The 25,598-nt window shown below is 68.2% G+C and carries 18 protein-coding genes; 10 read left to right on the top strand and 8 right to left on the bottom strand.

Features of this window, described 5'->3' with window-relative positions:
- Positions 1-103: 103 nt before the first annotated feature.
- Positions 104-1,147 carry a PQQ-binding-like beta-propeller repeat protein gene (locus HUA74_RS24925; RefSeq protein ID WP_254625219.1) on the bottom strand — a complete coding sequence of 348 codons (1,044 nt, stop codon included), beginning with the start codon at positions 1,145-1,147 and terminating at the stop codon, positions 104-106.
- Positions 1,148-1,248: 101 nt separating this feature from the next.
- On the opposite strand from HUA74_RS24925, the gene add reads away from it, so the two are divergent.
- The 4 genes from add to HUA74_RS24905 all read left to right on the top strand — a co-directional run bounded on the left by add (position 1,249) and on the right by HUA74_RS24905 (position 5,591).
- Positions 1,249-2,412, top strand: a complete 1,164-nt coding sequence (gene add, locus HUA74_RS24920) for an adenosine deaminase (protein ID WP_141642267.1) — start codon at positions 1,249-1,251, stop codon at positions 2,410-2,412.
- Between the two features lie 104 nt (positions 2,413-2,516).
- Positions 2,517-3,296, top strand: a complete 780-nt coding sequence (locus HUA74_RS24915) for an SDR family NAD(P)-dependent oxidoreductase (protein WP_141642268.1) — start codon at positions 2,517-2,519, stop codon at positions 3,294-3,296.
- Positions 3,297-3,574: 278 nt separating this feature from the next.
- Positions 3,575-4,999, top strand: coding sequence for an RtcB family protein (locus HUA74_RS24910; RefSeq protein ID WP_174456540.1), 1,425 nt, complete (start codon positions 3,575-3,577; stop codon positions 4,997-4,999).
- A gap of 124 nt (positions 5,000-5,123) precedes the next feature.
- On the top strand, positions 5,124-5,591 hold the full coding sequence (locus HUA74_RS24905; protein ID WP_141642270.1) for a hypothetical protein: 468 nt from the start codon (positions 5,124-5,126) through the stop codon (positions 5,589-5,591).
- On the opposite strand, the gene HUA74_RS24900 is transcribed toward HUA74_RS24905, so the two are convergent.
- Positions 5,584-6,117 (bottom strand): GNAT family N-acetyltransferase, encoded by a 534-nt coding sequence (locus HUA74_RS24900; RefSeq protein ID WP_141642271.1) that lies wholly within the window; start codon positions 6,115-6,117, stop codon positions 5,584-5,586. The genes HUA74_RS24905 and HUA74_RS24900 overlap by 8 nt on opposite strands.
- Before the next feature lie 7 nt (positions 6,118-6,124).
- Positions 6,125-7,354, bottom strand: coding sequence for a glucose-1-phosphate adenylyltransferase (gene glgC, locus HUA74_RS24895; RefSeq protein ID WP_174456539.1), 1,230 nt, complete (start codon positions 7,352-7,354; stop codon positions 6,125-6,127).
- Between the two features lie 227 nt (positions 7,355-7,581).
- Here glgC and HUA74_RS24890 point away from each other — a divergent pair, with 227 nt between their 5' ends.
- From HUA74_RS24890 to HUA74_RS24880, 3 genes are all read left to right on the top strand, one after another.
- Positions 7,582-8,460, top strand: a complete 879-nt coding sequence (locus HUA74_RS24890; protein ID WP_141642273.1) for a GGDEF domain-containing protein — start codon at positions 7,582-7,584, stop codon at positions 8,458-8,460.
- Between the two features lie 2 nt (positions 8,461-8,462).
- Positions 8,463-8,621: a hypothetical protein gene (locus HUA74_RS24885; RefSeq protein WP_174456538.1), complete on the top strand. Its 159-nt coding sequence runs from the start codon at positions 8,463-8,465 to the stop codon at positions 8,619-8,621.
- Positions 8,622-8,972: 351 nt separating this feature from the next.
- The gene (locus tag HUA74_RS24880; RefSeq protein ID WP_217440421.1) at positions 8,973-10,559 is read left to right on the top strand and encodes an MFS transporter; all 1,587 of its coding nucleotides are present in this window, start codon (positions 8,973-8,975) and stop codon (positions 10,557-10,559) included.
- Between the two features lie 48 nt (positions 10,560-10,607).
- Here the strand turns inward: HUA74_RS24880 and HUA74_RS24875 are convergent, their stop codons facing one another.
- The 5 genes from HUA74_RS24875 to HUA74_RS24855 all read right to left on the bottom strand — a co-directional run bounded on the left by HUA74_RS24875 (position 10,608) and on the right by HUA74_RS24855 (position 19,411).
- Positions 10,608-11,636, bottom strand: a complete 1,029-nt coding sequence (locus tag HUA74_RS24875) for an NAD-dependent epimerase/dehydratase family protein (protein ID WP_174456537.1) — start codon at positions 11,634-11,636, stop codon at positions 10,608-10,610.
- Positions 11,633-16,045 (bottom strand): AMP-binding protein, encoded by a 4,413-nt coding sequence (locus tag HUA74_RS24870; RefSeq protein ID WP_174456536.1) that lies wholly within the window; start codon positions 16,043-16,045, stop codon positions 11,633-11,635. The genes HUA74_RS24875 and HUA74_RS24870 overlap by 4 nt, the downstream gene beginning before the upstream one ends.
- A gap of 8 nt (positions 16,046-16,053) precedes the next feature.
- Entirely contained in the window at positions 16,054-17,664 is a 1,611-nt protein-coding gene (locus HUA74_RS24865; protein ID WP_174456535.1) for a lactate racemase domain-containing protein, read from the bottom strand.
- A gap of 14 nt (positions 17,665-17,678) precedes the next feature.
- Positions 17,679-18,344, bottom strand: coding sequence for an HAD family phosphatase (locus HUA74_RS24860; RefSeq protein WP_141642277.1), 666 nt, complete (start codon positions 18,342-18,344; stop codon positions 17,679-17,681).
- An 86-nt stretch (positions 18,345-18,430) separates the two neighbouring features.
- On the bottom strand, positions 18,431-19,411 hold the full coding sequence (locus HUA74_RS24855; RefSeq protein WP_174456534.1) for an NAD(P)-dependent oxidoreductase: 981 nt from the start codon (positions 19,409-19,411) through the stop codon (positions 18,431-18,433).
- A gap of 385 nt (positions 19,412-19,796) precedes the next feature.
- On the opposite strand from HUA74_RS24855, the gene HUA74_RS24850 reads away from it, so the two are divergent.
- The 3 genes from HUA74_RS24850 to glgX all read left to right on the top strand — a co-directional run bounded on the left by HUA74_RS24850 (position 19,797) and on the right by glgX (position 25,541).
- Positions 19,797-20,114 (top strand): SWIB/MDM2 domain-containing protein, encoded by a 318-nt coding sequence (locus HUA74_RS24850; protein WP_141642278.1) that lies wholly within the window; start codon positions 19,797-19,799, stop codon positions 20,112-20,114.
- Between the two features lie 190 nt (positions 20,115-20,304).
- Positions 20,305-23,406 carry a malto-oligosyltrehalose synthase gene (gene treY, locus HUA74_RS24845; protein ID WP_174456533.1) on the top strand — a complete coding sequence of 1,034 codons (3,102 nt, stop codon included), beginning with the start codon at positions 20,305-20,307 and terminating at the stop codon, positions 23,404-23,406.
- Positions 23,403-25,541: a glycogen debranching protein GlgX gene (gene glgX / locus HUA74_RS24840; RefSeq protein ID WP_174456532.1), complete on the top strand. Its 2,139-nt coding sequence runs from the start codon at positions 23,403-23,405 to the stop codon at positions 25,539-25,541. The genes treY and glgX overlap by 4 nt, the downstream gene beginning before the upstream one ends.
- Positions 25,542-25,598 lie beyond the last annotated feature (57 nt).

The raw sequence follows: 25,598 nt of genomic DNA, 5'->3' as shown, positions 1-25,598 counted from the left end.
ATTCGAACCAGCGAAGTCCGAGAGCGTGTAGGGCCTCTTCTGCCGGGCGCGGGAAGAGGACGCCCGTCCGCGGGGCCTCCTGACAACGTCGCGTCGGGAAGCTTCATGGCCGGCGCTCAGGCTCCGGTGGGCGCAGCTTCCACGACAGCACCCGCCCATCCTGGCCGAGTACGAAGACCTGCTCACCCAGGACCACCGGCCGCGAGCGCAGCGCGGTGTCCGTGCGGAGGGAGAACGCGCGCTCCCACGTGGGTTGCTTCAAGGCCAGGAGCCGTCCCTGTCTTCCGTGCGTGGGCACCAGCAGCACGTCGCCAGGGGCCTCCGCTACGTGGGTGGTGAGCACATCCGGCAGTCCCACCCGCGCCACTTCCTTCCCGTCCTCGGGCGACAGCCCCACCAGCACCGGTGCGTCCTCGACGCGCGCCCCCACCCACAGCAGGCCCAGGGCCAGGGAGGGAGGGCTGGTGAGGTCCTTCGCGGGGCTCTGCTCCCATAGCGGCGCGCCGTCCTGGGTCCGCAAGGCCCAGACGCGCTTGTCTCGCGTGCTGGCGAAGAGGGCCTCCCCCCTGACTTCCAGTCCCAAAACGCCCCGGACCTCCTGCCGCCAGACCCGGGCTCCATCCGCGGTGGACAGGGCCACCAGCCCCACGTCGCCGAGCGCCACCACGAGCCGCCCGTCCACGAGAACGGGGGAGGGGAGCCCGCGACCGGCGTCCAGGTGGGCCTCGTCGGGCTTGGGGGCGGGGGTCTTCCACCGGACCTTCCCGGTGTCCACCGCGAGGGAACGCACCGCGCCATCCGGGGCCACCACGTAGACCGACGCCCCGTCAGGGGCGGGGACCAGGGGGGTGAGGACCGGGGGCTCGCCGGTGAGGCGCCAGCGCTCCGCCCCGTCCGCGAGCGCCAGACGCACCAGGTCTCCAGCGACCGTTCCGACAATGACGCTGTCTCCGGCCACGACGGGCCGCGTCGCCACTTCCCGTCCGAGCGCCACCCTCCAGACCAGCGCCCCCGTCCTGTCCAACCGCACCACGGCGCCGGCCTCGTTCCCGGTGAGGACCCCGTCCGGAAGGGGCGTCAGCCCGGCGCGGGAGGATGCATCCGTCGAGTACCGGAAGACCGTTTCCGCGGGCTCCCGGCACCCCATGGCCGTCACCAGTGTCAGGGTGAGGGCGAGGGCGAGGTGCCTGCATGGACACGCGCGGGGCGACATGGTTTGGAGGATGGCGTAAGGAAGGAAATTCGACCATGCCTACGATTCGTGACGACGAGATTCCCAGCGCCACCGGCATCCCTTCTGGAGCCCGGCGGACGGACTTCGTCCCGCCCCCCACGCTGGCGGTGACCGAAGAGCTGCTGCACGCTTTGCCGAAGACGGACCTGCACTGCCACCTGGATGGCTCGATGCGGGTGAAGACCATTCTCGAGCTCGCCGAGCAGCAGAAGGTCAAGCTGCCCTCGGACACCGTGGACGGACTGGCCAAGGCCATCCACATGGGTGAGGTCTGCGAGAGCCTGGAGGAGTACCTCGTCGCGTTCGACGTGACGCTCTCCGTGCTCCAAACGGCGGATGCCCTCTACCGCGCGGCCTATGAGCTGGCGGTGGACGCGGCGGCGGAGAACGTGCGGTGGCTGGAGGTGCGCTATTCGCCCGCGCTGCACCTGCAGAAGGGCCTGAAGATGACCACCGTCATCGACTCGGTGCTCGAGGGCCTGAGGGTGGCCAAGCGCGAGACGGGCATCAAGTGCGGCGTCATCGTCTGCGGCATCCGCCACATCAATCCGCAGACGTCCATGCGCCTGGCGGAGCTGTCGGTGGCCTACAAGAACCGGGGCGTCATCGGCTTCGACCTCGCGGGCGCCGAGGCCAGCTTCCCGGCCAAGGACCACAAGGACGCCTTCCAGCTCATCCTGAAGAACAACGTCAACTGCACCGCCCACGCCGGCGAGGCGTACGGCCCCGAGTCCATCTCCCAGGCCATCCACAACCTGGGTTCGCACCGCATTGGCCACGGCACGCGGCTGCGCGAGGACGGGGACCTGCTCAACTACGTCAACGACCACCGGATTCCACTGGAGGTCTGTCCGACGTCGAACGTGCAGACGGGCGCGGTGTCGAGCCTCGCCGCGCACCCGTTGAAGTTCTACTTCGACTACGGCCTGCGGGTGACCATCAACACCGACAACCGCCTCATCACCGACACAACGGTGACGAAGGAGCTGTGGGTGGCGCACAAGGAACTCGGGCTGTCGCTCGATGACCTGGCCACCATCATCGTCTCCGGCTTCAAGAGCGCCTTCCTCCCGTTCCGCGAGAAGCAGGACATGCTGCGGTTGGTGAACGAGGAAATCGCCACCACGCTGGCCGCCTTCGACAAGAAGCGGCATGTGCCCGTGAAGCAGCCCGCGTGATGGCGTAGCCTCCGCTGTGTGCGCGGCGTCATCGGTCGCGCGCCGGTGTCCATGCCGGAGGCTCTCGCGAGCCTCCGGTGCCGTGGACCGCGAAGGAGGCGCACATGGACCTGGAGCTGGGTGGCAAGGTGGTGTTGGTGACGGGCGGCTCGGACGGGCTGGGGGCGGCGGTGGCCCGACGGCTCGTTCGGGAAGGGGCGCGAGTGGCCTTGTGTGCCCGGGGCGCGGAGCGACTGGAGGCCACGGCCACGGCCCTGCGTGCGGAGGGCGGTGATGTCCTCGCGGTGCAGGCGGACGTGTCCAAGGCGTGGGAGGTCGAGCACTTCGTGGACGCGGCCCATGCGCGGTGGGGGCGGGTGGACGCGCTGGTGAACAACGCCGGCACTGCCTCGGCCCGTCCGTTCTCCTCGGTGACGGACGCGGAGTGGGAAACGGACCTCCAGCTCAAGTTGTTCGCGGCGGTGCGGGCGTCGCGGCACGTGCTGCCTCACCTGAGCGAGTCCGGGGGAGGGTCCATCGTCAACGTGCTTTCGATTGGCGCGAAGTCTCCGGGGGCGCAGTCCACGCCGTCCTCGGTTTCGCGCGCGGCGGGCATGGCGCTCACGAAGGCGCTGTCGAAGGAGCTGGGGGCGAAGAACATCCGCGTGAACGCGGTACTCGTGGGCATCATCGAGAGTGGCCAGTGGGTGCGCCGGGCGCAGGAGCTGGGCAAGTCGGTGGAGTCGTTCCAGGCGGAGATGGCGCGCAACGCGGGCATTCCCCTGGGGCGGGTGGGCCGCGCGGAGGAGTTCGCGGACGTCGTCGCCTTCCTGCTGTCGCCTCGGGGCGGCTACATCAGTGGCGCGGCCATCAACGTCGACGGTGGCCTGTCCGGGGCGGTGTAGTCCCGACGGAGTGACGGCGACGTGCTGCTCGCGGCCGCATGGCTCTTCGTCGAGCGGGCAAAGCCGTCCTGTGTATAGAGCCGTGACCTTGGACGAGGTGTGGCCGCTCCGGTGGACTGTTTCGTCAGTCCCCGGGGCGCCCTGCGTCCCTGCGCGGTGAGGATGGCTTTCGAGCCGTCCGGCGACCGCGGCTGCTGACCCAAGGTCCACCATCTCTCTTCGCCACGTCTCCCCGAGCCGCTCGCACGCGAGCACCGGGGCATTCCCTGAGTTGGGTCATGCAGCCGAAACTGAATCGGCTCCTGCGGGCGCTTGCCCGCGAGGGGCTCGAGGTGACCTATGACGGTCACCTCTACACCGTGCGCCTCCACGGTGACGCGAACGCGCCACCCGCCGAGGTGCTTCTTCCCCCGGACCTGCCCGTCGAGGGCAAGGCCTTCCAACAACTCGCACAGCTCGCGGCCCTGAAGCACCCGGGCGGTGGCGAGGTGCTGCGCGTGCGCGCCACTCCTGATTTCCACCCGGGCGACTCCGGTGTGGCCATCGGCTCGGTGCTGCACACGCGGGGTCTCGTCGTCCCGGGCGCCGTGGGCACCGACATCAACTGCGGCATGCGCTTGCACGTCGCGGACCTCTCCGTGGAGGACTTCCTGGCTCGACGCGACGACTTCGTCGAGCGCATGAAGGGCCACTACTTCTTCGGCACGAGGGACGTGGCGATGTCCTCGCGTGCGTCCACGGCCCTGCTGCGCGACGGCATCCCAGGCTGGCTCCTGGAGACGCTGGACGCACCGTTGGGCTGCGCGCGAACGGCGGACCTGGGGCAGCTCGACGCGGAGGTGGGCCGCATCCATCTGGGCGGCGCGCTGAGAGGAAACCCGAGCTGGGCACCGGACGCACTCACCCGTGAGGGCGTGGTGCGCGACGCGGGCCTGGGCACCATTGGCGGAGGCAACCACTTCGTCGAGGTGCAGCGCGTGGAGGCCGTCGAGGACCGGGCCCGAGCCTGGGAGTGGGGCGTGCGAGAGGGGCAGCTCGCGTTCATGATTCACACCGGCAGCCGCGACGTGGGCAAACACGTCGGGGTCGCCTGGCGTGAGCGCACCCGCAAGGCGTGGCCACAAGGGGCTCCCTTTCCGGAGAGCGGCATCCTCCCCCTGGCCGACGAGGCGCTCGTCTCCGGCTACCTGGAGGCGGAGGCCACGGCCGCCAACTACGCCTTCCTCAACCGCCTGCTGCTCGCGGAGCTTCTGCGACAGACGCTGCGCGAGCTGTTCGGAGACGTGGAGGCACCGCTCGTCTACGACGTTCCGCACAACCTCACCCTCCCGTACGAGGGGGGCTGGTTGGCGCGCAAGGGGGCCTGCCCCGCGGGCGCCGAACAGCCCGTCATCATTCCCGGCTCCATGGGCGCCACGTCCTTCCTCATGGTGGGGTGTGGCGATGCGCGGGCGCTGGAGTCCGCGTCACATGGGGCGGGGCGGGCGCGCTCGCGCTTCTCCCTGTCTCGCGGCGGGGCGGACCAGAGCGAGGCGGCGCTGGGGCTCAAGGGCGTGGACTGCATCACCCTGCGCTCGGAGCGGCGGGTGGAGGAGGCCCCGGCCGCCTACAAGCCCATCCGTCCGGTGGTGGACTCGCAGGTGAAGGCGGGCATCGTCCGCGAGGTGGCGCGGCTGGCGCCCCTGCTCACCTTCAAGGCGTGAGCATGACGACTGGGGGACGGTGCGGCGCCATTTCGCTTGGTGCCCGCACCGCCTCCTGGTTGGAATGCGCGCCGTCCCGGGCCGTGGGCCCGCGCACCCTTCACGTGTCATGGGAGCTGGAAACATGGAGAACGTATACGGAGCCCCCGCGGGAGACGGCTTCCCTGGCACGAACCCGAAAGAGGCCGTGTCCCTGCCGGCCATCCTCCTGATGGTCACCTCCGCGGTGACGTTCCTGTGGGCGCTCACCAACATGGCGACGCCCGTGGGCCCGGAGCAACTGGACCAGATCTACAACGACCCGAACCTGGCGCGTTACCGGGACGCGATTGATCAGAACAGGGAGACCATTGAATGGTTCGTCTCCATGGGCGGCAGGTTGGCGACGTTCGGCCCCGTCGTCCTCCTCAATGCGCTCACCTTCTTCGGTGCGTTCAAGATGCGGCAGCTCCAGAGCCGTGGACTGGCCATGGCGGGTGCCATCGCGTCGCTCGTGCCATGCTGTGGCACCTGCGGCTGTCTCGCCCTGCCCATCAGCATCTGGGCGCTGGTGGTGCTGGCCAAGCCCGAGGTCAAGGCCGCCTTCAGGTAGACGTCATCGCCCCGGCGCTTGGCTCGCGTCGCGAGGAGAGCATGGGCCTGCGCTTCTGCATCCGCACGCAGGCCAGCTGCACCCGTTGCGTCAACGGCCGTTTGGCCGGGTGCAGAGATACGTAGCCGCGGTGCCTGTAGAAGTCCTCCGCGTTGAGGCTGGCATCCAGGCCCAACAGCGGCGTGCCGCCCCCCCAGGCCACCGACTCCAGCGCGGCGAGCAGACGGGAGCCGACGCCGTGGCCCACCTCGTCTGGCACCACGTAGAGGGCCTCCAACTCTCCGGCGCGGGAATCGAGCTGGCCAAAGCCCACCAGCCGTCGGCCTCGCTCCGCCACCAGCACCGTGCGAGGCCGGTCCGGCCGGAGGTAACCCTCTGGCCGCAGCAGGCTCACCCAGGTATTCAGCTCATCGGGGGCATAGACACCCTGGCACAGCGTCTCCACCGCCTCGGTGTGGACACGCCACAGCGCGCGACGGTCCGAGTCGCGCGCTGGCCGCAGGTGAAGGCCCCCCGATGAGCCCATGGTCGCCTCACACCACTTTCATGCCCTTGGGAATCACGACGACGCCATCCGGTGTGACGTGGAAGCGCCGCTTGTCCTCCACCGGGTCGTAGCCAATGGTCGTCCCCGGCGGAATCTCCACGTTCTTGTCGATGATGGCCTTCCGGATGCGGCTGCGGCGGCCGATGGTGACGTTCTCGAAGAGGATGGACGCCGCCACTTCCGAGTACGAGTTGACGCGCACCTTCGGGGACAGCACGGAGCGATTCACGTGCCCGCCGGAGATGATGCAGCCCTCGGCCACCAGCGAGTCCGTGGCGTGGCCGACCCGCTGGTTGTCCTTGTCCGCGAAGACGAACTTGGCCGGCGGGTAGTTGTTGGACTGCGTGTGGATGGGCCAGCGGTCGTTGTACAGGTTGAAGACGGGGTCCACCTCCACCAGCTCCATGTTGGACTGGTAGTACACGTCGATGTTCCCCACGTCCCGCCAGTAGCCGCGCTCCTTGCCCTCCTGCCCGGCAATCTCGTTCTGCGCGAAGTCGTACACGTACACCGGCGCCGTCTTGTACATCTGGCTGATGATGGACTTGCCGAAGTCGTGAGCGCTGGTCTCGTTGGCCGCGTCGCGCACCACCTCCTGCACCAGCACCTCGGTGGTGAAGAGGTAGTTGCCCATGGAGGCCAGGCACATCTTCGGGTTGCCCGGCATGGGCGGCGGGTCCTTGGGCTTCTCCAGGAACGCGCGCATGCGCCCGTCGGGGCCCACGTCGATGATGCCGAACTCGCGCCCCTGCTCAATCGGGACGGGGATGGCCGCCACGGTGCACGCGGCCCGCTTGGACACGTGGAAGTCGAGCATCTGCCGCGTGTCCATCCGGTACACGTGGTCCGCGCCGAAGACGAAGATGAAGTCCGGCTCCTCGTCGGTGATGATGTTGAGGTTCTGGTAGATGGCGTCGGCGCTGCCTTTGTACCAGTCCACGCCGGTGCGCATCTGCGCGGGCACCGCCTCCACGTAGTGACCCAGGAAGGCGGACATCCGCCAGGCGCGGGACAGGTGGTTGTTGAGCGAATCGCTCTTGTATTGGGTGAGCACCTTGACCCGGTAGACACCCGAGTTGGTGAAGTTGGAGAGGGCGAAATCGATGATGCGGTAGCGTCCCCCGAAGGGGACGGCGGGCTTGGCCCGCTCACGGGTGAGGGGCTCCAGACGCGTACCCGCGCCGCCCGCCAGAATCATCGCCAGGACTTTGGACATAGTTGGGCCGGACGTTAGTCCGCCCCCCTCGGGCGACAAGGCCGCCGAGGCCTGCTCGGTTGCCTTCGTTGAGTGCCCAACCGCCCGCCCACGTCCTCCCCTCCAGGCCGGACTCCCCAGATGTGGGACATGGTCGCCGTCGGGGTCTTCCTGGGAGCGACGGGAAGCACGGTTCCCGCAGGGGTTACTTGGCTTCCGAAAAGGGGGTCGTGCTAGCCTTGGCGGCGATGTCAGGCGACGAAACGCGCGTCACCAAGATTTCCTCCCTGGATCTGCGCTCTGAGCGCAGCACCGAGTGCTGCCTCGTCCAGATTCACGGCCCGGAGCTCGGCAAGAAGTACCTTGTCGACTCCGAGCTGACCATTGGCAGGGACCAGCACAACCACATCGTGGTGGACCTGGACAACGTCTCCCGTCGGCACGCCCGCGTGCTGGGGCGGGGCGGGAAGATGCTGGTGGAGGATTTGGGTTCCACCAACGGCACCTACCTGAACGACCAGGAAGTGCTCCAGGCCCAGCCGCTTCGCAGCGGCGACCTCATCAAGGTGGGGGGCTCCATCTTCAAGTTCCTCGATGGCGACAACATCGAGACCCAGTACCACGAGACCATCTACACGCTGACCATCGCCGACGGCCTCACCGGCGTGAACAACAAGCGCTTCTTCCTGGAGTACCTCGAGCGGGAGATGGGCCGCTCCAGCAGGTACCAGCGCACGTTGTCGCTGATGATGTTCGACATCGACCACTTCAAGCAGATCAACGACGTCCACGGGCACCTGGCCGGGGACTACGTGCTGCGGGAGTTGGCTCAGTCCGTCAAGCGGCTGGTGCGCCGTGAGCAGTGCTTCGCGCGCTACGGCGGCGAGGAGTTCGCCGTGGTCATGCCCGAGGACGGGCCGGACAAGGCGCTCCTGTTCGCGGAGAAGATTCGCAAGCTCATCGCGGAGAAGTCCTTCGTCTACGACGAGAAGGAGATTCCGGTGACCATCTCCATCGGCGTGGCGGAGATGGCGGTGGACATGACGGAGCCCACCCACTTCATCAAGGTGGCGGACGCCAACCTGTACAAGGCCAAGAAGACGGGCCGCAACCGGGTGGTGGGCTAGTCATGGCGCAGGGCGAACAGGGGCCTTCCAAGCTGGCGCGGCTGGTGCTCGTGCTGCTCGGGCTGAGCTTCCTGGGCGCCGCGTGGGTGTGGAGTCACCGCTCGGAGCCCTGGGCGGGGAAGATGGTGGACCGCGCCCGCGAGTCGGTGGGTCGGCGCTAGGGCCACCTCGAGCGGGTGACGCGGCTCCGTTTGCTCCCGATTCCCTGCTGACTGCTCGGAGCCCCGGCCGCTGCGCGAGGCTTGGAGTGTGCCCTGGTTCGCCGTCACGGTGTGCTCGGGCCCGTCCAGGTGTCAGGCGCGCTAGAGAGCGCTGAGGTCGAGACGGCACTCCAGTGGACGTGACGTGCAGTGGCCGGTGCGTCACGCAGGCGTGCGCCTTGTGCGCGGCGACGACGCTCCAGGCAGACAGCCCCCTGTGCCTGGCAGGCCACCCTGGTGTCATGGACGCACGTTCATGGCGTCTGGGCTCCACGCGTTGGAATCGACGATAGGGAAGCGTGAGTCCCCTGGATGGAAGCACTGAAAGTGGGAGAGGGTGACGTGATGATGAAGTCCCAGGATGCGGTGGGCGGAGCGCCTCCCCTGGCGGGACGCAAGGAGTGGATTGGCCTGGTGGTGCTCGCGCTCCCCACGCTGCTCATCTCCGTGGATGTCAGCGTGCTCTATCTGGCGTTGCCGCACCTGAGCGCGGAGCTGGGGGCGAGCAGCGTGCAGCAGCTGTGGATCATGGACATCTACGGCTTCATGCTCTCCGGCCTGCTCGTGACGATGGGCACGCTGGGGGACCGCATCGGCCGGCGCAAGCTGCTGCTGATAGGAGCCTCGGCCTTCTGTCTCGCGTCGGTGGCGGCGGCGTACTCCCGCACCCCGGAGATGCTCATCGCCTCGCGTGCCGCGCTGGGCATGGCTGGCGCGACGCTGATGCCCTCCACGCTGGCGCTCATCAGCAACATGTTCCAGGTGCCACGGCAGCGCTCGCTGGCCATCGCCGTGTGGCTCAACTGCTTCCTCCTGGGCATGGTCGTCGCGCCGCTGCTCGGCGGGCTGCTGTTGCAACACTTCTGGTGGGGCGCCGCGTTCCTGATGGGCGTCCCGGTGATGGGGGTGTTGCTGGTGGCGGCGCCGCTGTTGCTCCCCGAGTACAAGGACCCCGCGGGAGGCCGCGTGGAGCTGACCAGCGTGGTGTTGTCGCTGGCCGCGATTCTCCCCACCGTCTATGGCCTCAAGCAGCTGGCCCGATATGGCTGGCATCCGCTGCCCGCCGCGGTGCTGCTGGGAGGACTCGCCCTGGGCGTGGTGTTCGTCCGGCGTCAGGGGCGGCTGGCCCATCCCCTGTTGGACCCCCGGCTGTTCGCGAACCGTGCGTTCAGCGCGACGCTGGTCATCATGCTGTTCATGGCCATCTGCTCGGGCGGGATGGCCTTGCTCGTCCCCATGTACTTCCAGTTGGTGGCGGGGCTGTCGCCCCTGGACGCCGGGCTGCGGATGGTGCCGCAGATGGTGGGGATGATGGCGAGCTCGCTCTTGGGGCCCTTCATCATCCGGCGGATGCGCCCGGGCTTCATCATGGCCGCGGGGCTGATGTTGTCGAGCCTGGGCTATGCGGTGATGACCCAGGCGGACAGCGTGGGTGGAGGCCTGTTGCTGGTGGTCGGCACCGTCGTGGCGGCCATCGGCTTCGCGCCCATGGCCGTCCTGGGCACGGACCTGGTGGTGGGCTCGGCGCCCCCGGAGAAGGCAGGCTCCGCGGCCTCGGCCTCGGAGACCGCCAATGAGCTGGGCTTCGCCCTGGGCGTCGCGCTGATGGGCAGCCTGGGCACCTTCATCTACCGGAAGCGGATGGACACGGTGGTGATGCCCGACATCCCGATGGAGGTCGCCGACCGAGTCCGAGAGAGCCTCATCGGCACGGCGGCCGTGGTGCCCTCGCTCCCACCGTTGCTCCAGGCTTCCCTGCTGGGGGCCGCGCGGGAGTCCTTCACCGTGGGACTCAACACCGCCGCGGCGATTGGCGCGGGGGTCTTCCTCGCGCTCTCGGTGCTCGCGGCCGTGACGTTGCGGAACGTCCGTCCGGGGCACCACACCGGAGATGGGTGAAGCGCCGCCCTTCGTGTGGGGCGGCGCTCCTCACCGTGCACGAAACGCTCAGGTGCCTTCGCGCAGGTCGCCGAGCCGGCCCTTGGTGCCGGGCAGGCTCCCGGGCGGCAGCTTCCCGTAGATGTGCTTCACGGTGTCGACCAGCGTCTCCTGCACGTCGCGCGCGCGGAAGCCCAGCTCGGCCTCCGCCTTGCCGGCGTCCAGCCAGAAGTAGTGCTCGCCAATCTCCACTTCCTGCGGATCCAACGGCGCGGGCGTGCCGCGCAGCTTCGCCCAGCGCTCCAGCAACTGGCCGCCCAGGATGTTCATCTGCGCGGGCAGCCGCAGCCGGGGCGCGGGCACGCCGGTGAGGCGCTCCAGCCGCTGGAAGAACTCCCGGGTCGTCATGTTCACGCCCATCAGGTGGCGGCTGTACAGCTCGCCCCGGGTGAGCGCCTGGTGGAACGCCTCCGCGGCGTCGCGCACGTCCACGAAGGAGATGCCGCCACCCGGCATCGCCGGAATCTCCCGGTTGAGGAACTTCACCACCGTCCACGTCGACGACAGCCGGTCATCCCCCGGCCCCATCAACAGGCTGGGGTTGAGCACCACGAGCGGAATGGCGTGCTTGCGGCAGTACTCCAGCGCCAGCTTCTCCTCGTAGATTTTGGAGATGTAGTACGGCCACCGCGCTACCACGGTAATCGGATAGTCAGCGGACTCGTCGAAGACCGCCTCTTCCTTCGAGACCGCCGTGGTGCCGGACGTGGACGCGAGGACGACGCGCTTCACGCCCGCCTCGCGCACGTCGCGCAAGAGCTCTCGCGTGCTGTCCACGTGCAGCTCGAACATCTTCCGAGCGTCCTTCGGCTGGAAGGAGACGAGCCCGGCGAGGTGATAGACGCCCTCCACGCCGTCCAGCGCGCGGCGCACCGCGTCCCGGTCCTTCAAGTCACCCGCGACGTACTCCGTGCCCGCATACGCCGGCCCCGTCGGACGCGAGCGCCCGATGAGGCGCACCGTGTGGCCCGCCGCCACCAGCTTGGGCACCAGATGCGTGCCCAGGAATCCCGTGCCTCCAGTGACGAGCAGCTTCACGAGTTCTTCCCTCCCGAGGGGAGCGCGGGCAGGACGTCCACGTCCGTCGAGGGCGGTCCGCCCAGGTTGAGGACGCGTCCGTCACGCAGCTCGCGCACCGCGTCCTCGGCGATGCGGGTGGCGTAGCGGTAGCTCTCCGAGCGCGCCATGCCCTGCGTGCGAGCACGCAGCGCCTCGTGTCCCAGCGCGGGGCCGATGCTCACCTTGAGGTCCTTGGACTTGGGGAAGACGCTCCCCTTGGGCAGCGCGTCGAAGGCGCCGTGGATGTAGAGCGGCAGCACGTCCACCCGGTACGTCAACGCCAGATAGCCCAGCGTGGACTTGAACTCCTGCAGCTCTCCGGTGGGCGAGCGGGTGCCCTCCGGGAAGATGAGGACGTTGAAGCCCTGACGCAGCGCCTCGCCCGCCTGACGCAGCGACTGGCGCAGCGAGCCGTGCCGTTCGATGGGGACCAGGTTGGTGAAGTTCTCGAACCACGCGCGCTTGAGCGGCGTGTCGAAGAAGTAGTCGCGCGCGGCCAGCGAGACGAGCCGGTCTCCCTGCTCCGCCAGCACCACGCGCACCAGCCCCGCGTCCAGGTGGCTGGCGTGGTTGGCGATGACCAGGAAGTTGCGGTTCATCGGGATGAAGGGACGGCCCGTCACCTTCACGTCGAAGACGCCGCCGTAGAGGACCTTCTGCCCGAAGGACAGCAGCTGCCGGCCCACGTCCGCGACGACGTCCGGCACCGGAATCTCCACCTCTTCCGCCTTCGCGTTCTCCTTGGAGATCTCCTTCGCCCGGGTCTCCGCGGACGGCCTGCGACCCGACGCCACCACCACCTTGCGCAGGTCCTCCACCGTCTGCACCTGCGTCAAATCCTCAATCGCCGGCAGCGGCACACCCGCGCCTTCCAGCGCGGAGGACAGCTCCGTGAGCATCAGCGAGTCGAAGCCCAAATCCCCCGTGAGGTGCGTCTCCGGACGCACGTCCGTGAGCGGCTTGTGACAGACCTCGGCGATGAGCGGGTAGAGCCACTCGGACGCGCCGCCGGTGCCCGCCACCGTGGCGGCGACCTTCTCGCGCGCCTTGGTGGCGCTGGCCGCCACGCGCTCCAGCCGCTGCAGCTCCTCCACCACCTGCTTGCGCTTCACCTTGCGCGTGGAGGTGCGCGGCAGCTCGCCGTCCCAGAAGCGCAGCACCTTCATGCGCCGGTAGAAGGGCATGCCCGCGCCCACCTTGCGGAAGTGCTCCTCCAGGTCGCGGCGCACCTCCTCGCGGGGGCGGTCGCCGTAGTCCGGCACGCACAGACACGCCACCTTCTCGCCACCCGCGTCGTCCGGCAGCCCGACGATGGACAGCTCCTTGACGTGCGGGTGCTCCTGGTAAAGCTCCTCCAACTCGTCCGGGTAGATGTTCTTCCCGTTGTGGTCGATGATGACGTCCTTGGCTCGACCCACCAGGTACAGCCGACCCTCCGCGTCCACGCGGCCCAGGTCGCCGGTGTGCAGCCAGCCTTCCTTCAGCACCGCCTCCGTCGCCTCGCGGTCTCCGAAGTAGCCCGCCATGACGTTGGGGCCCTTGGCCAGCACCTCGCCAATGCCGTCGTTGTCCGGATGGAGGATGCGCACTTCGATGCCCGTGAGCGGCTTGCCCACCGAGCCGGGCGTGCGCTTGTTGCCAGGCGACGCGACGGCGAGCACCGGCGCGGCCTCCGTCAGGCCGTAGCCCTCCGTGATGTTGAAGCCCAGCTCGTGGAAGGCCTTGTGCACTTCCTCGGGCAGCGCCGAGCCACCGGACACCAGCACCTTGATGCGCCCGCCGAACTTGCGGTGCACGGGCCAGAACAGCAGCTTGCCCAGGTTGACGTTGGCGCGGTTTCGCAGCTCGCCGTGCGTGGCCATCATCGCCTTGATGGCCTGCTCCACCAGCGGCGGACGGCTGGCGAACTCCTGCGTCATCTTCCGGTGCAGCAGCTGCCACAGCGCCGGCACGCCAATCATCGCGGTGATGCGGCCCGTCTCGAAGACCTCGCCCAGCCGGTCCGACGTCAGCTCGTCGATGTACGTGATTTCAGCGCCCCGTGAGAACGGGGTGAGGAAACCCGCGGAGAACTCGAACGTGTGGTGCAGGGGCAGCACGGACAACACGCCGTCGCCCACGCCCACGTTGAACACGCCGGCCAGCTTCGCCACCAGCGAGGAGAAGTTGCGGTGGGTGAGCATCACGCCCTTGGGCGTGCCCGTCGTGCCCGACGTGAAGATGAGGCTCGCCAGGTCATCCGCCGACGCGGACTTGCGCACCGGCCCGATGCGGTCCTCCGGGTACGCCGGGTCGCCCGTCATCGCCTCCGCGAGGCTGGCGATGATGACGTTGTCACCCAGCGCGCCGAGCAGGCCGGAGAAGTCCCGCGTCGCGTCCTCGGACATCAGGCAGACCTTCGCCTCCGCCCGCTTCGCGATGTTGATGACCTCCGCCTCGCTCAGCCCCGGGTCCACCGGCACCATTGTCGCGCCCGCGCGCAGGATGCCGAAGAAACACGTGCCCCACTCGGGCCGGTTCTCCGACACCAGCAGCACCCGGTCTCCAGGCTTCACGCCCGAGCGCACCAGGAAGCTGCCCACGCGCGCCGCGTAGCGGTGCACCTCGCCGAAGGTGAAGCGCTCCTCCTTCTCGCCCGCCACCATCCGGAAGGCCACCCGGTGCCGGTACGCATGCACCGTCGCCTCGAACAGCTCCAGCAAGTCGCGGTGCGCGGGGATGACGGTGCGCTTCTCGCGCTCCTCCTCCAGGCCGGGGAACACCCACTTCTCCAGGCCCGGCAGGTGCGTCTCCATGAAGTACGCGCGCCAGTCGATGTGCTCCGGGTCCCACGGAATCTTCAGCCGGTCCGAGTGCACCATGCGCGTGTAGACCGAGCGCGTGTTGTCACAGCGGAAGACGTACCGGTTCTCGTAGAGGAAGGGGAGGAACAGGTCCGTCATCGCGATGAGGCCCGCGTTGCTTGTCTCCACTTCCTCGAGCGAGACCTTGGCCTTGTCCAGCATCGCCTGCACGGCGGGCGCGCCCCACGCGGGCCGCACCTCGTCGATGGCCTTCCTCAGGAACTTGGCGCCCCGGACGAGCATGGGCGCGCTCATCCACTCGAACTCGAGCTTGCTGACCGGCTGCGGCTCCAGCCGCGAGCGCAGCGAGTTGAGCACCTTGTTGCCCGACTCCTTGTTCCGGTAGTAGCGCCGCCGGTACAGGCCCACCAGCTCCACGGAGCGGCTGGCGTAGAACGGATTCACGTCGCCGGAAGCGAGCTGGTAGACGCGCCGCTCCTCCACGTCGATGGACTGCGCGGTGATGCCAATCGTCGCGCCCGCCACCTGGTCCACCGGGATGATGTCCAGGATGGTGTTCTCGCCCGCGGGGATGCCACCCGGGCCCTTGATGCCGGCGAACGCCAGCGGGGCGGACGTGGTGAAGCCCTCGTTCCAACCCGGGAACGGGAAGTGCCGCGCGCTCTCCACAATCGAGGGCCGCACAATCGCGTAGCGCAGCCCCGGCGTGCCGGCGATGACCTGCTCGCCCAGGGACTTCGTGTACGTGTACGTGTTGGGCCAGCCCCAGTGCGCCGCGCGCTCCATGCCCGCGCGCACCAATTCGCCGCTCAGCCACAGCTTGCGCTCACGGCCGACCGCCAGCCGCAGCGTCTTCTCGTCGTTGACGTCGCGGCCTTCCTCGGCCAGCCGGTCCAACGCCTTCTTGCGGAAGGTGGACGTCAGCGCCCGGTCATCGGCCTGCTCGCGCAGCCGCGCCACGATGCGCTCCGCGTCCTTCAGCTCCTGCTCCAGGCTGAAGTCGCGCCCGTCCAGCTCCTCCTTCTTCGGGAAGTAGCCTCGGACCTCCTCGTCCTCGAACACGAGCCCGCTGCGGTTGCCCGCGACGAAGGACGTGGACATGTGGATGAGGGGCACCGCCCAGCGCAGCGCCAGCTCCACCGCGTACTTCACGCCGTGGGTGTTGACGTTGAGGCCCACTTCCAGCGACGGGTTGAAGGACACCAGGCCCGCGCAGTTGACGAAGGCGTGCACCTTGCCCGTCAGCTCCGCCACCTGGGCTTCTTCCAGGCCCACCCACGGGTCGGTGATGTCGCCGTCGAGGACGTGGCACTTCTTGCGCAGGAACTCGAGCGCGCCTTCTTCCCCATACGTGTCGCGCAGGGGCTGGAAGGGCTCGCTGGTGGCGACCTTGTCGAAGAAGCGACGCTCGGCGGAGGCCGCGCTGCCCTTGCGGACGAGCACGTACACCCGCTCCAGCTCCTGCCCGTAGCGGTGCAGCAGCATGGACAGCGTCACCTTGCCCACGAAGCCCGTGGCGCCCGCGAACAAGAGGCGCTTGCCGGTGAAGACCTGGGAGACGTTCAGCTCGGGTTGCGGTGACATGTCCGGCCTCACTTCACGTCCACCATCACCGTGGGGGCAATGCGCAACAGGCTGATGGTGGCCGAGCGGCCCATGAAGCCGCGCGCTTCCTCGATGGCCTCGGTGAGCGTGTCGGTGCGGTCCCACCCGAGCAGCGCGGGGACGTGGTTGTTCTCCGCGCCCGCGACGATGACCTTGCCCACGTGCTGACGACCGTTCTCGCCCCAGTACCACATGTAGAAGGGGTGAACGCCGTGGTACGCGTTGTTCTTGCGGTACAGGTGCACGTAGCTGGGGTTCTCCGCGAACTCCTTCTCGTACTTGTGCTCCAGCTTCATGGAGTCACGCGTTTCGGGAAGCAGCCGGTGGAAGAACTCGATGTAGCTGGGGTGGTGCTCCGGGTCGAACTCGTCGTAGGCCGGGTGCAGCAGGATGAGCACGCCGCCCTTCTTCACCAGCGGCACGCCGCGGTTCAGGTTGAAGAAGTAGCCCAGCCCCATCACCTGCACGAGCAGCGGGTTGAGGATGGAGTTGACGCTGTACGGAGACACGAAGGGGATGGGGAAGATGACGATGTCGCTCTGCCCCTCCACCGGCACCACGTACTGCTTCCAGCTGGTCTCCAGCGTCTTGGCGTGCGCGGGCTCGGTGGCCCCGGCGTACACGCCCGTGACGTCGTAGGGCGCGGGGACGGCGTTGAGAATCTTGCGCGCCGCCGCGCGCGGCAGCTTGGACAACGCGTAGCGCATGGCCTGGAACTTCAGCCGGTCGCCCTCGGTGTAGTCCTCCTCGCGCTTGGCGAGGAAGTCCGTGGGCGCGCCGAACATGCGGTTGTTCAGCGTGGTCTCGATGTGGAAGACCTTCAGGTGCTTGTCGATGTTGCGGCCGATGCGCTCGTTGCTGCGGTACAGCGCGCTCGCCTTCGGCTCCATGTAGCTGTCCGACTCGCGGATGGTCTTCGGATTGTGGTGGTGGCGCAGCGACGCGTAGTTGGACACGCCGGTGCCCATGGACTTGTGCCCGCCATTCATGGGCACGAAGTTCACATTCACATAGACGATGAGGTCGCTCTCCGCGACGCGGCGGTTGACGGAGACTTCCTCGCCGTGGGACGTGCGCTCCAGCGCGACGATGCCATCCGGGTCTTCCGCGTCGTGGTTGTAGTAGCGGTCCGGGTAGTAGGCGTCGTAGATCTTCTCGCCCACCATCCGCTTCATCTCCGCTTCCGTCATGCGACGGTGCAGCGCGTTGGCGATGACCAGGTGCACGTCATCCACGCCGCTGTCGGCGGCCAGCTCCAGCACCACCTCCAGGATGGACTGGCGCACGTCCGGCGTCACCATGGGCGGCAGGGGCACGCTGATGTCGTCGATGACGCACGTCAGTCGCATGCCCGGCTTGAGCAGCGCGTGCAGCGGGTCCATCCCGTCCGGGTGGTTGATGGCCCAGCGGATGGCGGCCTTGACGTTGGGCACGCCGGCCATGGGGGGGCGGGGGAAGATGACCCGGGTACCCACGGGCAGGTCTTCCTGGAGGAAGCCCTCACCGTAGAAGAGGGCGCGCGGAGGGCTGCCCTTCTCGGTGATGACGACCTGGCTTTCCTCGTCGTACAGCTTCTGGAGCGTCTTGAACGGGCGCATGGCGGGCAAGGGGACTACTTGAGGTCGAGGATGGGCCAGTTGTAGGCGCGCGCGATGGAGCGCAGCCGCAGGTCCGGGTTCACCGCGGTGGGACGACCCACCACCGCGAGCATGGCGTAGTCGGAGGCGCTGTCGGAGTAGCCGTGGCACTTGTCCAGCGTCAGGCCCTCCTTGGCGCAATAGGCACGGATGGAGTTGGCCTTGTTCGCGCCTTCGATGATGGGCGGAATCACCTTGCCGGTGGCCTTGCCGCCCACGAACTGCATCTTGTTGGCGATCAGGTCATCGGCGCCCAGGTGCCGGGCGAGCGGACGCATGGTGAAGTCCAGCGCCCCCGTCACCAGCACGACCTTGCACCCGCTGCGGCGGGCCTGGTCGATGAGGTCCTGGGACTGCTCGAAGAGCGCGGGCTGCAGCACGTCCTCGAACATGTCCTCGGCGATGGTGACGAGGCGGTCCTCGGTCAACCCCGCGTAATAACGGTAGAAGAACTCGTTGAACGTCTTGCGGTCCAGCGTGTCCATGGCACCGAAGAGGGGCACGCTGAGGGCGGTGCTCAAGGTCCGTCCCGCGATGCCCAGCACGGAGCCCCGGTTCATCGCGTAGTACGCGTAGACGTGGACGACGTTCGTCTTCACGAGCGTCCCGTCGACATCGAAAAAGGCGGCTTTCGAGGGCATGTGGCAGCGGGCTTCCTGACACTCCAAGGGGGGTGAGGTCAACGACGCTGGGACGGGGGAAGGCTCCCCCACCCCTGCTAGCATGGCTAGAGCCAGCCTTGCTCGCGGTACCACTCGGCGCTGCGGCGGATGGAGTCCTCCAAATCCCTCCGAGGGTGAAACCCCAGGAGGCGCTCGGCCTTCGCGCTGGAGCAGGTCCAGGCGGGCGCGAGGAGCTGTCGGGCCAGCTTCCGATTCAGGGGGAGCATCTTGCCCGTCACCCGCGACACGCCGTCCGCCGCCGAGGCGAGGGTGCTCAGCACCCAGGGACTCACGCGCACCGTGCGGGGTTGAAGCCCCAGTGCCTTCGCTCCCAGGTCCTGCACGGCTTCCAGGGAAAGAGGAGCGCCCGGGCCCGCGCAGAAGAAGGCATGGCCCACGGCGTTGGGGTGCTCGGCCTGGAGAATCAGCGCGTCCACCACGTCCTCCACGTCCACCATGGTGAGGGGCCGGGGGCCGCCCACCAGCTCCAGGCGGATGCCCTTCTTCACCAGCTTGAAGAAGGTGAGGTTCTCGTGGTCACCGGGGCCGAGGATGCGCGGCGGGCGGGACACCGTCACCGGCAGCCGGTCTCCATAGGAGAAGGCGATGCGCTCCGCCTCCGCCTTGCTCTCGCCGTACCACTCGTGCGGCTGGAAGGCGTCCTCCTCGACGTGCGGGCGGGTGGGGGAGGAGGGCCCCATGGCCGCCAGCGAGCCGACCAGGACCATTCGCGGACGGTGACCCGCGGCCACCATGGCGTCGCACAACAGGCGCGTGCCCTCCGCGTTGACGCGCATGAAGTCCTCGCGTGTCGCGCCGCGGCGAACTCCGGCGAGGTGGAAGACGACGTCCTGTCCCTCCACGGCGGGGCGCAGCGAGGCCGCGTCCGTCACGTCTCCCTCCACGCGCTTATAGGAGATGCCGGCCAGTCCCGAGGCGTCTCCCCGAGGGCGCAAGAGGCACGTCACGGTGTCGCCGCGTGCCGCCAGGGCACGGGCCAACCAGATTCCAAGGAAGCCACCGGCTCCGGTGATGAGGGCTCGCATGGGTCGTTTCATCCGAAAAAGTACACCTCGTCCGCAAGAGGAATCCCACGTCCCCTGGTGCGAACCCGCGAGGGAGGACCCCGCGCGAGGCCGGATGGTCGGCCTCCGGAGTCGTCCCGCGAGGCTCTTCCCGAGGGAAAAGTGGCGCTGGGGCCGGATTCTCGGGGCGGGATGCGCCGCGAGAGGGGGGCGTCCGAGCGAGAACCGTGTTGCGGAGCCGGTTTCTCGGGCATGAAACGCGTTGCGTAGGGCGTTTCTAGAGGGAAAAACGCAGGAGAGGGCTGTTTTTCGGGCTTGGGCGTGCTACCTACGCCCCACCGGCACTGGCTTAAAATCAAGCGAGGCCGCACAACGTCCCCTTCGGAGGGGAGGAGACTCAAGACGAATGGCCGCCAAGAAAGCTGCTGCGAAGAAGGCTCCCGCCGCCAAGAAGGCCCCTGCTGCCAAGAAGCGTGCGCCCAATGCGTCGTTCATGAAGGAGATGACTCCTTCCGCCGCCCTGGCTGAGATTGTCGGCGCCAAGCCGCTGCCGCGCACCGAGGTCGTCAAGAAGCTCTGGGCCTACATCAAGAAGAACAACCTCCAGGATGCGAAGAACAAGCGGCAGATCAACGCCGACGACAAGCTCAAGCCGATCTTCGGCGGCAAGAAGAACGTCACCATGTTCGAGATGACCTCGCTGGTGAACAAGCAGCTGAGCTGACACCGTCGCCGGGGCCACCCGGCAGTTGCATCCCCGAGGGCTCTCCGGAAGTTTCGGCGAGCCCTCTGCTTTTTGGTGCGCGCGCGTGTGCCGTGCGCACGTCAATCCAGGCTCTTGGAGCGTTGGATAGAGGGCGGAAGTCACACCCCACGCTGGCGTCAGGCGCGCGGGAGCCCTACCTCTGGTCCCCATGTTGCTCGACGGACTGGAAGAAGAGGGAACCGCTCCCACGGGGGCGTCGGGTGCCACCCTGAGCGCGGAGTCCCTGGCGGAGGGACTGTTCGCTCGCGTGAAGCAGGAGCTGGGGCCGCGTCCCCGCACGCCGCTGTCCACTTATCGGGTCCAACTGCACCGCGGGTTCACCTTCCAGCAGGCGCGAGAGGTGGTGCCGTTCCTGGCCCGCCTGGGCGTGAGCGACTTCTACGCCTCGCCCTATCTCAAGGCGACACCGGGCAGCACCCACGGCTACGACTGCGTGGACCATACGCGGCTCAATCCGGAGGTCGGCTCGCCGGAGGACCACGCGGCCCTGTGCGCCAGCTTGCGTGAGCACGGACTGGGGCAGGTGCTGGACGTGGTGCCCAACCACATGGGCATCGAGCGCGACAACCGCCTGTGGTTCGACGTGCTGGAGAACGGCCCCTCGTCCGTCTACGCCAAGTACTTCGACATCGACTGGTCGCCGGTGAAGGACGAGCTGCACGACAAGGTGCTGCTGCCGATTCTGGGAGACCAGTACGGCATCGTCCTGGAGCGAGGGGAGCTGAAGCTGTCCTTCCGCGAGGGCGCCTTCTTCATCCACTACTATGACCACCTGCTGCCGGTGGCGCCCCGGCAGTACGGCCGCATCCTCCGCCACGGCCTGGAGCGGCTGGAGGCCCGGCTGGGCACCGAGGCCGCGCCCATGGTGGAGCTGCTCTCCATCCTCACCGCGATAGACCACCTGCCGCTGCGCACGGAGGTCGAACGCGCCCGCGTCGTGGAGAGGCACCGCGAGAAGGAGGTCATCAAGCGGCGCCTGGCCGCGGTGGCGGCGTCCAGCGAAGAGGCGCTCTTGTACATCGAGGACAACGTCCGCGTGTTCAACGGGGAGCCGGGCAACCCGCGCTCGTTCGACCTGCTGGACGCGGTGCTGTCCTCGTGCAGTTTCCGGCTGGCGCACTGGCGGGTGGCGGGCGAGGAGATCAACTACCGGCGCTTCTTCGACATCAACGGGCTGGCCGCCATCCGCGTGGAGGACCCGGAGGTCTTCCAGGAGGCGCACGCGCTCATCTTCCGCTGGCTGCGCGAGGGCTGCGTCACGGGGCTGCGCATCGACCATCCGGACGGCTTGTTCGACCCCACCGCGTACTTCCTGGACTTGCAGGAGCGCTACTTCGTGGAGCGCGCGCACGCGCTGTTCCTCCAGGAGCAGGCGGGGGACGACACGCGCTGGCCCGGCGTGGAGGCCGCGCTGCGCGAGCGCTGGCGGGCGGAGGTGACGGAGAACCCGTCCAGTCCCCTGCGCAAGGCGCTGTACGTGGTGGTGGAGAAGATACAAGGCGGTCGCGAGCGGATTCCCGAGGCGTGGGCGGTGCACGGCACCACCGGCTACCGCTTCGCCAACGCGGTGAGCGGCCTCTTCGTGCACCCGGCGGCGGAGACACACCTGACGGAGACGTACGAGCGGCTCACCGGGGAGAAGGGCGACTTCGCGGAGCTCGTCTACCAGAAGAAGCTCCTCATCATGCGCGTGTCCATGGCCAGTGAAATCAACGTTCTGGCCCACGAGCTCAACCGCATCTCCGAGATGAGCCGGCGCACGCGCGACTTCACGCTCAACTCGCTGCGGCGCGCGCTGGTGGAGTTCGTCGCGCTGTTCCCCGTGTACCGCACGTACGTGGACGGCTGGCGGCCGGGGTTGGACGCGCGCGACGTGCAGTACGTGGAGTGGACGATTCAGCGCGCCAAGGAGCGCAACGCCACCACCAACGCCTCCATCTTCGACTTCCTGCGCGACATCATCCTGGGTCGCTACCCGGAGCAGTCCGACGAGCGCGAGCGCGCCGTCATGCTCCGCTTCGCGATGAAGCTCCAGCAGGTGACGGGGCCCGTCATGGCCAAGGGCCTGGAGGACACCGTCTTCTACATCTACAACCGGCTGGTCAGCCTCAACGAGGTGGGCGGCGAGCCGGAGCGCTTCGGGGTGCGCGCCAACACCTTCCACCTGCGCAACCAGGAGCGCGCGGAGCACTGGCCCGCGAGCCAGCTCACGTCCAGCACCCACGACACCAAGCGCAGCGAGGACGTGCGCGCCCGCATCAACGTCGTGACGGAGGTGCCCGAGGACTGGCGCAAGCTGGCGCGGCGGTGGATGCGCCTCACCGAGAAGTTCGTGAAGCCGCTGCCCTCCGGACCCGCGCCCAGCCCCAATGACGTCTACCTCTTCCTCCAGACGGTGGTGGGCGCATGGCCCATGGGCGAGTCCCAGTCACCGGAGGCGATGGCGGACTTCCACCGCCGGGTGCGCGAGTACATGGCCAAGGCCATCAAGGAGGCCAAGGTCCGCACCTCGTGGACGAACCCGGACGGCGCCTACGACGACGCGGTGGCCGGCTTCGTGGACGCCTGCTTCGACGGGGACAAGGGCGCCACCTTCCTGGAGGAAGTGCGCCGCTTCAAGCGCCGCATCGAGCGCGCGGGACAGCACAACGCCCTGGGCCAGCTGCTCTTGAAGCTGGCCTCGCCCGGCGTGGTGGACACCTACCAGGGCTGCGAGCTGTGGGACTTGTCGCTGGTGGACCCGGACAACCGCCGGCCGGTGGACTTCGCCGTGCGCGCTCAGTTGCTGGATGCGCTGGACGCGCGGGCGAAGGAGGACCGGGTGGGGCTGTGCGCGCGACTGGTGGAGACCCTGGACGACGGCCAGGCGAAGCTCTTCTTGTTGTCGCGCGTGCTGCGGCTGCGGCAGCGTCACGCGGAGTTGTTCCGCAACGGGGGCTACAAGGCCCTGGAGCTGTCCGGGCCCCGGGCCCAGGCGGCGGTGGCCTTCGTGCGCGAGCTGGAGGACTCCGTCATCCTGGTGTGCTCGCCGCGCTACACCCTGTCCGCGCTGGAGTCTTCCGAGGGGCTGGCCGGTGCGTATGAGAACACGTTCCTCGACCTTCCGGAGGCATATGCGGGCATGATGTTCCGCGATGTCTTCACCGGGCGACAGGTACGGCCCGAGCGTGGGTCGGGTGGCGTGGTGCTGCCTCTCGCGCCGCTCCTGTCGGGGTTCCCGGTGGTGCTGCTGGAGAGGAGCACTGGATGAGGAGGGCCGAGGTGCTTCCAGGGAAGCCGTTCCCCCTGGGCGCCACGTACGACGGGCATGGGGTCAACTTCGCGGTCTTCAGTGAGCATGCGAAGAAGGTGGAGATCTGCCTCTACGACGCGGATGAGCCGTCGAAGGAGACGCGCCGCTTCCCGCTCCTGGAGAACACGCACCAGGTGTGGCACGGCTATGTGCCGGACCTGACGCCGGGGACGCTCTACGGCCTCAGGGTCCACGGGCCCTTCGAGCCCAAGAAGGGCCTGCGCTTCAACCCGCACAAGCTGCTGGTGGACCCGTACGCCCGCGCCATCCACGGCGGCGTGGACTACCGCGGCGCCATCTACGGGTACGTGGCCGGCGGCAAGGAAGAGGACCTGGTCCAGGACAAGCAGGACGACGCCGCGGCCGTGCCCAAGGGCGTGGTGCTGGCGGACTCGTTCGACTGGGGGGGCGACACCCATCCCCGCGTGCCCTGGCACCAGACGGTCATCTACGAACTGCACGTCAAGGGCTTCACCAAGCTGCACCCGCGCGTGCCGGAGGACCTCCGGGGCACCTACGCGGGGCTGGGCCACCCGGCCGTCATCGAACACCTGAAGAAGGTGGGCGTCACCGCGGTGGAGCTCCTGCCCATCCATCACATCGTCGACGAGCCCTTCCTCGCCGAGCGGAAGCTGACGAACTACTGGGGCTACAGCACGCTGGGCTACTTCGCGCCGGACTCGCGCTACAGCGCCGCGGGCTCCCGGGGCGGCCAGGTGGACGAGTTCAAGGCCATGGTGAAGGCGCTTCACCGCGCCGGCATCGAGGTCATCCTCGACGTCGTCTACAACCACACCTGCGAGGGCAACCACCTGGGCCCCACGCTGTCCTTCAAGGGCGTGGACAACGGCGCGTACTACCGCCTCACGGAGAAGGACCCGCGCTACTACCTGGACGTCACGGGCACGGGCAACTCGTGGAACGCCACGCACCCGTACGCGCTGAAGCTCGTCGCCGACTCGCTCCGCTATTGGGTGGAGGAGATGCACGTGGACGGCTTCCGCTTCGACCTGGCCACCACGCTGGGCCGCGACAGGCACGGCTACGACACGCGCGCGGCCTTCTTCCAGATTCTCCACCAGGACCCGGTGCTCAGTCAGGTGAAGCTCATCTCCGAGCCCTGGGACGTGGGCGACTTCGGCTACCAGGTGGGCAACTTCCCGGTGCTGTGGAGCGAGTGGAACGGCAAGTACCGCGACACCATCCGCCGCTACTGGAAGGGTGACGACCGGCAGGCGGCGGAGATTGGCTACCGGCTCACCGGCAGCTCGGACCTGTATGCGCTGTCCGGCCGCAAGCCCACCGCGAGCGTCAACTTCGTCACCGCGCACGACGGCTTCACGCTGCACGACCTTGTCACGTACAACGACAAGCACAACGAGGCCAACGGCGAGGAGAACCGCGACGGCGCCAACGACAACCACTCCTGGAACTGCGGGGTGGAGGGCGAGACGACCGACGCGAAGGTCAACGCCCTGCGCGAGCAGCAGAAGCGCAACTTCCTGGCCACGCTCTTCGTGTCCCAGGGCGTGCCCATGCTGGTGGCCGGCGATGAGATGGGCCGCACCCAGAAGGGCAACAACAACGCCTACTGCCAGGACAACGCCCTGTCGTGGGTGGACTGGGAGCTGACCGACACGCAGCGCTCCCTGCTGGAGTTCACCAGCCGCCTCACCCGCCTGCGCCGCGAGCAGCCCGTGTTGCGCAAGCGCCGCTTCTTCCGCGGCGCGCACATGTGGGACAGCGAGCTGAAGGACCTGGCGTGGTTCCGCCCCGACGGCAAGGAGATGAAGAAGGACGACTGGGAGAAGCCCTACGTCCGCTCCCTCGCCTTCCTTCTGGGCGGCGACGCCATCGCCACGCCGGATGACGAGGGCAACCGGATTGTCGGCGACACCGTGCTCGTCCTGATGAACGCGCACCACGAGCCCATCTCCTTCCTCCTGCCCGCCCTGGAGTGGGGCGCCGACTGGGAGCAGGTGGTGGACACCTCGACGGCGGCGGAGTCCCAGCACACACACACACCCGCTGGCGGCAAGGTGCAGGTGGCGGGGCGCTCGCTGATGGTGCTGCGCCGACCCGCGACGGAGTGATGGGGTGGTCGGGCCCCTGAAGGTGGGAGGGGCCCTGGTTGTACGGAAGTGTCGACG

It is taken from the genome of Myxococcus sp. CA051A, from assembly GCF_013336705.1.
Taxonomy (GTDB): Bacteria; Myxococcota; Myxococcia; order Myxococcales; family Myxococcaceae; genus Myxococcus; species Myxococcus llanfairpwllgwyngyllgogerychwyrndrobwllllantysiliogogogochensis.
This window is presented reverse-complemented; position numbering and strand designations above follow the sequence as displayed.

Bases quoted from the DNA above. Each gene is read 5' to 3' on its own strand.
- add (WP_141642267.1), top strand. From the start codon at position 1,249: ATGCCTACGATTCGTGACGACGAGATTCCCAGCGCCACCGGCATCCCT.
- HUA74_RS24905 (WP_141642270.1), top strand. From the start codon at position 5,124: ATGGAGAACGTATACGGAGCCCCCGCGGGAGACGGCTTCCCTGGCACG.
- HUA74_RS24890 (WP_141642273.1), top strand. From the start codon at position 7,582: ATGTCAGGCGACGAAACGCGCGTCACCAAGATTTCCTCCCTGGATCTG.
- HUA74_RS24915 (WP_141642268.1), top strand. From the start codon at position 2,517: ATGGACCTGGAGCTGGGTGGCAAGGTGGTGTTGGTGACGGGCGGCTCG.
- HUA74_RS24885 (WP_174456538.1), top strand. From the start codon at position 8,463: ATGGCGCAGGGCGAACAGGGGCCTTCCAAGCTGGCGCGGCTGGTGCTC.
- HUA74_RS24910 (WP_174456540.1), top strand. From the start codon at position 3,575: ATGCAGCCGAAACTGAATCGGCTCCTGCGGGCGCTTGCCCGCGAGGGG.
- HUA74_RS24850 (WP_141642278.1), top strand. From the start codon at position 19,797: ATGGCCGCCAAGAAAGCTGCTGCGAAGAAGGCTCCCGCCGCCAAGAAG.
- HUA74_RS24880 (WP_217440421.1), top strand. From the start codon at position 8,973: ATGGAAGCACTGAAAGTGGGAGAGGGTGACGTGATGATGAAGTCCCAG.
- treY (WP_174456533.1), top strand. From the start codon at position 20,305: ATGTTGCTCGACGGACTGGAAGAAGAGGGAACCGCTCCCACGGGGGCG.
- glgC (WP_174456539.1), bottom strand. From the start codon at position 7,354: ATGTCCAAAGTCCTGGCGATGATTCTGGCGGGCGGCGCGGGTACGCGT.
- HUA74_RS24860 (WP_141642277.1), bottom strand. From the start codon at position 18,344: ATGCCCTCGAAAGCCGCCTTTTTCGATGTCGACGGGACGCTCGTGAAG.
- glgX (WP_174456532.1), top strand. From the start codon at position 23,403: ATGAGGAGGGCCGAGGTGCTTCCAGGGAAGCCGTTCCCCCTGGGCGCC.
- HUA74_RS24900 (WP_141642271.1), bottom strand. From the start codon at position 6,117: ATGGGCTCATCGGGGGGCCTTCACCTGCGGCCAGCGCGCGACTCGGAC.
- HUA74_RS24865 (WP_174456535.1), bottom strand. From the start codon at position 17,664: ATGCGCCCGTTCAAGACGCTCCAGAAGCTGTACGACGAGGAAAGCCAG.
- HUA74_RS24925 (WP_254625219.1), bottom strand. From the start codon at position 1,147: ATGGGGTGCCGGGAGCCCGCGGAAACGGTCTTCCGGTACTCGACGGAT.
- HUA74_RS24870 (WP_174456536.1), bottom strand. From the start codon at position 16,045: ATGTCACCGCAACCCGAGCTGAACGTCTCCCAGGTCTTCACCGGCAAG.
- HUA74_RS24855 (WP_174456534.1), bottom strand. From the start codon at position 19,411: ATGCGAGCCCTCATCACCGGAGCCGGTGGCTTCCTTGGAATCTGGTTG.